Source organism: Bacteroides faecichinchillae JCM 17102, from assembly GCF_000614145.1.
GTDB lineage: Bacteria > Bacteroidota > Bacteroidia > Bacteroidales > Bacteroidaceae > Bacteroides > Bacteroides faecichinchillae.
Window position 1 is genome coordinate 1 of record NZ_BAKK01000134.1, and the last position, 683, is coordinate 683.

Annotated in this window: 1 protein-coding gene; it reads left to right on the plus strand. The window is 52.7% G+C overall.

The genetic code is table 11. The features are described 5' to 3' along the window. Positions 1-288 (plus strand): RHS repeat domain-containing protein (locus tag JCM17102_RS25465; protein ID WP_033887290.1); only part of this gene is annotated, 288 nt, incomplete at its 5' end. Positions 289-683: the final 395 nt, after the last annotated feature.

Here is a 683-nt window from a genome sequence, read left to right on the forward strand (position 1 = left end):
GCCATGGGAGTGGACGCCGGCCGGGCAGACGGTTGGGCCGGAGACATGGTGCCTACTCCGGCCCTGCTGCAAGCCCTGCAGCTTTTGCGTACTTCTTTACCGGAAGCGAACGTGTACACCTGCGAATACGAACCGTTGCAGGGGGTGATAGCCATCACCGATCCCAATGGAATCACCACCCGGTATGAGTACGACGGCTTCAACAGGCTGACAAGGAGCTATTACCTGGATCCGGGCTCGAACAAGGTACTGCTGCAGCAGTATCTCTACCACCTGGGAGAGAAATAACGGGGATCGGGTATGCCGAAGGCGGATATGCCTGTAACGGATACCGGCTGACGGTTTTACCAGACGCGACTGCGGCTTCTGGGATGGCTGATAAAGAAAACCTGTAACAAGAGTATATAAGAGTAATACAAGAACCAAAAAGAGAATCAAAATAGTATAAAATAACAGCATAAAATAACGAATCATTATGAAAACGCTACGAACTATCAAAAATATGCGGACATTGGGAACCCTTCTATCGTTCCTGGTCCTGTCCCTGTATCCCGGCGGTACTTCCGCCCAATCCCGGGACACCCTGTACATGCACACCAGTGCCGGACAGCCCCACATCATCACTGTGACTCCGCGGGTAAAGACCTCCGGACTTGCCGGACTGAGTGAGAAGCAGATGCGGT